Source organism: Achromobacter sp. 2789STDY5608621, assembly GCF_001299375.1.
Taxonomy (GTDB): domain Bacteria; phylum Pseudomonadota; class Gammaproteobacteria; order Burkholderiales; family Burkholderiaceae_B; genus Achromobacter; species Achromobacter insuavis.
On sequence record NZ_CYTU01000027.1, the window covers coordinates 83,864 to 91,456 of the forward strand.

Annotated in this window: 5 protein-coding genes; all 5 read left to right on the forward strand. The window is 72.7% G+C overall.

Annotation, left to right across the window (positions count from 1 at the left end):
• Positions 1–26 precede the first annotated feature (26 nt).
• The 5 genes from AOZ53_RS22160 (at position 27) to pdeM (ending at position 7,538) form a co-directional block, all read left to right on the forward strand.
• Positions 27–1,664, forward strand: a complete 1,638-nt coding sequence (locus AOZ53_RS22160; protein ID WP_054428793.1) for an ABC transporter ATP-binding protein — start codon at positions 27–29, stop codon at positions 1,662–1,664.
• Between the two features lie 117 nt (positions 1,665–1,781).
• The gene (locus tag AOZ53_RS22165) at positions 1,782–2,786 is read left to right on the forward strand and encodes a ligase-associated DNA damage response exonuclease (RefSeq protein ID WP_054489373.1); all 1,005 of its coding nucleotides are present in this window, start codon (positions 1,782–1,784) and stop codon (positions 2,784–2,786) included.
• A 48-nt stretch (positions 2,787–2,834) separates the two neighbouring features.
• Complete coding sequence (locus AOZ53_RS22170) at positions 2,835–4,439, forward strand: ATP-dependent DNA ligase (protein WP_054489375.1); 1,605 nt, start codon at positions 2,835–2,837, stop codon at positions 4,437–4,439.
• Positions 4,436–6,892: a ligase-associated DNA damage response DEXH box helicase gene (locus AOZ53_RS22175; protein WP_054489377.1), complete on the forward strand. Its 2,457-nt coding sequence runs from the start codon at positions 4,436–4,438 to the stop codon at positions 6,890–6,892. The genes AOZ53_RS22170 and AOZ53_RS22175 overlap by 4 nt, the downstream gene beginning before the upstream one ends.
• Positions 6,876–7,538 (forward strand): ligase-associated DNA damage response endonuclease PdeM, encoded by a 663-nt coding sequence (gene pdeM, locus AOZ53_RS22180; RefSeq protein WP_054489378.1) that lies wholly within the window; start codon positions 6,876–6,878, stop codon positions 7,536–7,538. Before AOZ53_RS22175 ends, pdeM begins: the two co-directional genes overlap by 17 nt.
• Positions 7,539–7,593 lie beyond the last annotated feature (55 nt).

A 7,593-nucleotide genomic window follows, 5' to 3' on the forward strand; every position in this document is an offset into this window, starting at 1 on the left:
GCCGCGCGCTTTACCATCGGCCTCCCATGACCGAACTGCTACGCATCCAGAACCTGACGGTGGACCTGCCGGCCGGCGCCGACCGGCCGCACGCGCTCCATGACCTGTCCCTGTCCGTCAACGCCGGCGAGATCGTGTGCGTCGTCGGCGAGAGCGGGTCCGGAAAATCGCTGACCGCCGGCGCCATCCTGGGCCTGTTGCCGCAGGGCGTGCGCGCCAGCGGCGGACAGGTGCTGTGGGAAGGCGAGGACCTGCTGCGCCTGTCCCCGGCCGCGATGCGCCGCCTGCGCGGCCAGCGCATCGGCATGATCTTCCAGGAGCCGATGACGGCGCTCAATCCGCTGCGCACCATCGGCGACCAGATCGCGGAAGTGTTCCGCACCCACACGCGCCTGTCCGGCGCCGAGATCCGCCGCCGCACGCTGGGCCTGCTGGATTCGGTGCGTCTGCCGGACCCGGCGCTGGCGCTGGGCGCGTATCCGCACGAACTGTCCGGCGGCCAGCGCCAGCGCGCCATGATCGCCATGGCGCTGGCGCTGGAGCCGGCGCTGCTGATCGCCGACGAACCGACCACGGCGCTCGACGTCACCACGCAGGCGCAGATCCTGCACCTGATCCATGACCTGCAACGCCGCAAGGGCACGGCGGTGCTGTTCATCACCCATGACTTCGGCGTGGTGGCCGAGATCGCCGACCGCGTCGCCGTCATGCAGCGCGGCGAACTGGTGGAGAGCGGCCGCGCCGACGAGGTGCTGCGGCATCCGCGCCATCCGTACACGCGCGCCCTGATCGCGGCGGTGCCGCCGCTGGCGCCGGCCGCGGCGCGCACGCCGGTCGCGCCCGACGCGCCCGCCATCCTCACGACGGTGGCGCTGACCAAGACCTACCGCAAGCGCGGCTGGTTCAACCAGCCGGGGCGCGAGACGCGCGCGCTCGATGGCGTGTCGCTGACGCTGCGCGAAGGCGGCACGCTCGGCATCGTCGGCGAAAGCGGCTCGGGCAAGTCGACCCTGGCGCGCACCCTGCTGGGGCTGGCGCCGCCCGACGCGGGCGCCGTCACGCTGGCGGGCGAACCGCTGGCCTTCAAGGGCGCCGGCGCGCGGCGCGCGCATGCGCGGCGAGTGCAGATGGTGTTCCAGGACCCCTATGGCTCGCTCAATCCGCGCCAGCGCGTGGGCGAGATCGTCGCGCGCGGACCCATCGTGCATGGCATGCCGCGGCGCGAGGCCTGGGCCCAGGCGCGCGAATTGTTCGAACTGGTCGGCCTGTCGCCGGACGCGATCAACCGCTATCCGCACGAGTTCTCGGGCGGACAGCGGCAACGCGTGGGATTGGCGCGGGCCTTGGCGATGCGGCCGCGCGTGCTGATCGCCGACGAGCCGGTGTCGGCGCTGGACGTCTCGGTGCAGGCGCAGGTGCTGGCGCTGCTGGCGCGCCTGCGCGAGCAACTGGGCCTGTCGATCCTGTTCATCACCCACGACCTGCGGGTCGCGGCGCAGGTGTGCGACCACGTTGCGGTCATGAAGGACGGCAAGGTGGTGGAGGAGGGGCCGTGCGCCGAGGTCTTCGGCCAACCCTCGCATCCCTATACCCAGGCATTGCTGGCGGCGGTGCCGGGCCGGGGTTGGGATCCGGCCGAGGCCGCCGCGCGGCGGGCGGCGTAGCGGCCTGGCGGCCTGGCGGCTTTGGCCAGGCGCGGCATTCGCGGTATAACCGACTGATGCCGTGCCGCGTTTCGCGCGCCCCGCGCGAGTCGCGCCCATCCCGGCGGGAGAGCATCCATGGCCGACATCGTCCAATTGCGTCCGGAGGGCCTGTACTGCGCCGCGGGCGGGTTCTACATCGACCCCTGGCGCCCCGTGGACGTGGCTGTCCTCACGCATGGCCATGGCGACCACGCCCGCGCCGGCATGGGTTGTTACCACACCAGCGCCGAGGGCCTGCCCATCCTGCAATGGCGACTGCGTGAGCAGGACTACCGCGTCCACGCCTATGGCGAGCCGTTCACGCTGGGCCGGGCGCGCGTTTCGCTGCATTCCGCGGGCCACGTGCTGGGCTCCGCGCAAGTACGCATCGAGGTCGACGGCCAGGTCTGGGTCGTGTCGGGCGACTACAAGCGCCAGCCCGATCCCACCTGCGCGCCGTTCGAGGTGGTGCCGTGCGACACCTTCATCACCGAAGCCACCTTCGGCCTGCCGATCTATCGCTGGCCGGACACCGTGGAGGTGGCGCGCGACATCGTCCAGTGGCGCGACCATTGCGCCGCGCGCGGCGAGGCGGCCATTCTCTACTGCTATGCGCTGGGCAAGGCGCAGCGGGTGCTGGCCGAACTGATGCCGTTCGTCGACCGGCCCGTCTACCTGCATGGCGCGATTGCCGCGGGGGTGGACGTCTACCGCGAGGCCGGCATCGCGCTGCCCGACACGCGCCTGGTCATCGACGCGGACAGCGCGCCGGCGGCCGCGGGCACGGGATTTGCTGGCGAGCTGGTGCTGGCGCCGCCGTCGGCGGCCGGCAGCGCGTGGCTGCGGCGCTTCCGCAAGGCGCAGCACGGCTTCGCGTCCGGCTGGATGCGGCTGCGCGGCAACCGGCGCCGACGCAACATGGACCGGGGCTTCGTCGTGTCGGACCATGCCGACTGGCCCGATCTGCTGCGCACGATCCGCCAGACCGGCGCCCGCCGCGTCATCGCCACGCATGGCGACACCGACGCGCTGGTGCGCACGCTGAATGAATCCGGCATCGCCGCCGAGACGCTGGCCACGCAATATGGCGAAGACGACTAGGACGGCGCGCCGCGCCATTTTCGTAGCGACAGGGGAACGGACCCAGGCATGAAGCGATTCGCGGCGTTGTATCAGGAACTGGACCGCAGCACCGCCACCTTGGACAAGCGCGCGGCGCTGCTGGCGTACTTCCGCGATGCGCCGCCGCGCGACGCGGCCTGGGCCCTGTACCTGCTGGCGGGCGGCAAGATCAGCAGCGCGCGCCGCAAGATCGCCGCCGTCGGCGAGTTGCGCGCATGGGCCGCGACCGCCTCCGACACCGCGCCCTGGCTGGTGGACGCCTGCTACGACCAGGTCGGCGACCTGGCCGAGACGCTGGCGCTGCTGGTGCCCGATCCGCGCATTGCCGCGCCCGAGCGCGGCCTGGCCGATTGGATCGAGGAGATCCTGGTGCCGGTCGCCAACCGCGACGAGGCCGAGCGCCGCGAAGTCATCGTCGCGGCCTGGCGGGGCCTGCCCTACATCGAGCGCCTGGTCTTCAACAAGCTGCTGACCGGCGCGCTGCGCGTCGGCGTGTCGCAACGCATGGTGCAGCAGGCGCTGGCGGAGTTGTCGGGCGTGCCCATCGCCCGCATCGCGCAGCGCATGCTGGGCGCATGGTCGCCCAGCCCCGCGTTTCTGCGCGACCTGCTCAGCGCCGACGAACTGCCGGGAGACCGCCAGCAGCCCTATCCCTTTTTCCTGGCCTCGCCGCTGGAGGGCGACCCGGCGCTGCTGGGTCCGATCGACGACTGGCTGCTGGAGTGGAAGTGGGACGGCATCCGCGCGCAACTGATCCGGCGGCGCGGCGAGGTGGCGTTGTGGTCGCGCGGCGAAGAGCGCCTGGACGGCCGCTTCCCGGAAGTCGAGGCCGCCGCGGCCGCGCTGGCGGTGGATTGCGTCATCGACGGCGAATTGCTGGCCTGGCAGGAAGACAGCGCCGATCCGATGCCGTTCTCGGCCCTGCAGACCCGCATCCAGCGGCTCAAGCCCGGGCCCCGGTGGCTGGCCGAGGCGCCGGTGCGCTTGCTCGCGTACGACCTGCTGGAGCTGGACGGCGCCGACCTGCGCGACGCGCCGCAGGCCGGGCGCCGCGCGCGGCTGGAAGCGCTGTTGCGCGAGCGCGCCGACCCGCGCCTGGGCCTGTCGCCGCTGGTGGCGCCGGCAAGCTGGGACGAGGCCCAGGCGTTGCGCGCGCAATCGCGTGAGCGCGGCGTGGAGGGCTTCATGCTCAAGCGCCGCGGCGCGCCCTACCAGGCCGGCCGGCGGCGCGGCGACTGGTGGAAGTGGAAGATCGATCCGCTCACCATCGATGCGGTGCTGCTGTACGCGCAGTCCGGCCACGGCCGCCGCAGCACGCTCTACACCGACTACACCTTCGGCCTGTGGGACGGCGACGCGCTGGTGCCCATCGCCAAGGCCTACTCGGGCCTGGACGACAAGGAGATCCTTGAACTGGACCGCTGGCTGCGCGCCCACACGCGCGAACGCTTCGGCCCGGTGCGCTCGGTCGACCCGGTGCAGGTGTTCGAGCTGGGCTTCGAGGGCGTCAACCTGTCCCGGCGGCACAAGTCCGGCGTGGCGGTACGCTTTCCCCGCATCCTGCGCTGGCGCCATGACAAGCGCGCCGACCAGGCCGACCGGCTCGATACCCTGAAGGCGTTGGCGCGATGAGCGCCGCGAAGCGGGACGGCCCCTTGCTGGCATGGTTCGCGGCACGCGGCTGGAAGCCCGCCGCGTTCCAGCGCGAAACCTGGCGGCGCTATCTGGCCGGTGAATCCGGCCTGCTGCATACGCCCACCGGCAGCGGCAAGACCCTGGCGGCATTCGGCGGCCCGCTGCTGGAGGCGCTGGCCGACCCGGCGCCGGCGCCCGCGGCGGCGGGCGAGGGGCCGCGCGTGCTGTGGGTCACGCCGCTGCGGGCGCTGGCCGCCGACACCACGCGCGCCCTGGCGCAGACGGCGGCCGACCAGGGCCTGACCTGGACAGTGGCGCTGCGCACCGGCGACGCCAGCGCGCGCGACAAGCGCCTGGCGCGGCAGGGCAAGGCGGACGTACTGGTCATCACGCCCGAGTCCCTGGCGCTGCTGCTGTCCTACGCCGATGCGTCGCAGCGCTTTCGCGCTCTGCGCGGCATCGTGGTGGACGAATGGCACGAGCTGCTGGGCAACAAGCGCGGCGTGCTGCTGCAGCTGTGCCTGGCGCGCCTGCGCCGCCTGTCGCCCGGCGCGCGCACCTGGGGCCTGTCGGCCACGCTGGGCAACCTGGACCAGGCCCGCGCCGTGCTGCTGCCGCACGCGCCCGACAGCGCGCTGGTGGCGGGCGCGCGGCCGCGCAGGATCCAGATATCGACCTTGTTGCCCGAACGCAGCCGCGCCCTGCCGTGGGCGGGGCACCTGGGGCTGTCGCAGCTGGAACGGGTCTTCAAGCGCCTGTTCGACGTGCGCGCGACACTGCTGTTCACCAACACCCGCGCGCAGGCCGAGCTCTGGCATCGCGCGCTCGAATCGATCTGGCCGGAGGCGCCGGGCACCCTGGCGCTGCACCACGGTTCGCTCGATCCCAAGCTGCGCGCGGCGGTGGAGCAGGGCCTGCGCGACGGCGCGGTGCGCTGCGTGGTGGCCACCTCCAGCCTGGACCTGGGCGTGGATTTTCCGGCGGTGGACCAGGTGTTGCAGATCGGCAGCCCCAAGGGCGTGGCGCGCCTGTTGCAACGCGCAGGCCGCGCCCGGCACCGGCCGGGCGAGTCCGGCAACGTGGTGTGCGTGCCGGCGCAGGCGCTCGAACTGATCGAGTACGCCGCCGCCCGGCAGGCCATCGCGCGCGGCGAGATCGAATCCCGGCCGCCGCCGGTCGGCAGCCTGGACGTGCTGGCCCAGCACGCCGTCACGCTGGCGCTCGGCGGCGGCTTCGACGCCAACGCGCTGTACCAGGAAGTGCGCGGCACGCACGCCTATGCCGGGCTCGATCGCGCGACCTGGCAGGCGGTGCTGGACTTCATCGTGCAGGGCGGCCGCGCGCTGGCCAAGTATCCGGATTATCAACGGGTCGTGCGCGACGACGACGGCCGCTATCGCGTGCACGACCGGCGCGTCGCGTTCCGCCATCGCCTGTCCATCGGCACCATCACCGCCGACGGCGCCGTGGCCGTCAAGTACCTGCGCGGGGGCAGCCTGGGCTCGGTGGAAGAAGGCTTCCTGGCGCGCCTGCGGCGCGGCGACCGCTTCCAGTTCGCCGGCCGCACGCTGGAACTGGTGCGGCTGGAAGGCATGGTCGCCTACGTGCGCCGCGCCAAGGGCGGCGATGGTCCGGTCGCGACCTGGCAGGGCGGCCGCATGCCCTTGTCGACGCAGCTGGCCAGCGAAGTGGAGAGCCTGTATTCGCACCCCGGCACGCATCCGGAGATGCGCGCGGTCGCGCCGCTGCTGCGGATCCAGGCGCAGGCCAGCGCATTGCCGGATCGGGGGCGGCTGGTGGCAGAACGCATCGGCACGCGGCGCGGCATGCATCTGTTCCTGTTTCCGTTCGCCGGCCGCGCCGTGCACGAAGGCATCGCGGCAATGATCGCGCTGCGCTGGGGCCGCAGGCAGACCAACACGATTTCCTACACCGTCAACGACTACGGGCTGATGCTGACGCTGGCCGAGCCGGCCGCGCTGGACGACGCGCTGTTGCGCCAGCTGCTCAGCCCCGCCAACATGGCCGAGGACCTGCGCGATGGCGTCAACCTGGGCGAGATGGCGCGTCGGCAGTTCCGCGAGATCGCGCGCGTGGCGGGCCTGTTGACGCCGTCGCTGCCCGGCCAGGCGGCGCGTTCGCTGCGCCAGGTGCAGGCGTCCAGCGGCCTGCTCTACGACGTCCTGCGCCGCTACGACCCTGACCACCTGCTGCTGGCGCAAGCGGAGCGAGAGGTCTTCGAGCTGCAACTGGAGGCGCCGCGCCTGCTGGCGGCATTGCACGACTGTCAGCGGCGCGAGCTGGCGCTGTGCGAGCCGCGCGCGCTGACGCCCTTGTCGTTCCCGCTGTGGACCGAAAGCATGCGCGGGCAACTCAGCACCGAGACCTGGCAGGCGCGCGTCAGGCGTGCCGCGCAGCAACTGGAGAAGCGCTATGAACGCGTTGCCTGAGGGCGCGTTGCAGACGCTGTTGGGCGACGAGCCGATGTGGCTGCTGGGGACGCGGGCGCTGTTCTGGCCCGCGCGATCGCGCCTGATCATCGCCGACCTGCACCTGGGCAAGAGCCATGTGTTCCGGCGCGCGGGCATCGCGGTGCCCAGCGGCGCCACGCGCGGCGACCTGGACCGCCTGGCGGAGGTGATCGCGCGCACCGCCGCCCGCGAGCTGTGGATCGTGGGCGACCTGTTGCACGGACCCGCCGGGCAGGCGGGGTGGCGCGACACGTGGATGGCGTGGCGGCGGGATCGGGCCGCACTGGAGATCGCCGTGCTGGCGGGCAATCATGACCGCGCCCTGGACGGTCCGACGTTTGGCGTGCGGCAGCTTGGCGAGACCTGCATCGACGGCCCGTTCCTGTTCAGCCATGTTCCGCGGGCGTCCCCAGCCGGCCTGCACGTCATCGCGGGCCACGTGCATCCGAAGACGTCCGTGCGCGGCGTGCCGCGCAGTTGGCCGGCGTTCTGGCTGCGCCCTGGCCTTGCGATCCTGCCGGCGTTCTCGGACTTCACCGGCGGCCATCCCGCCAGCGGCGATGACGGGCGCATCGTCGCCTGCGTCGAAGGCGTCGCGATCGAGGTCGGCGGGCGCCCGCGTTGACGGGCCGGGTCCGGGACCGCGCGGGAGGCGGGCGCCCGCTACGCCTGCTGCGCCT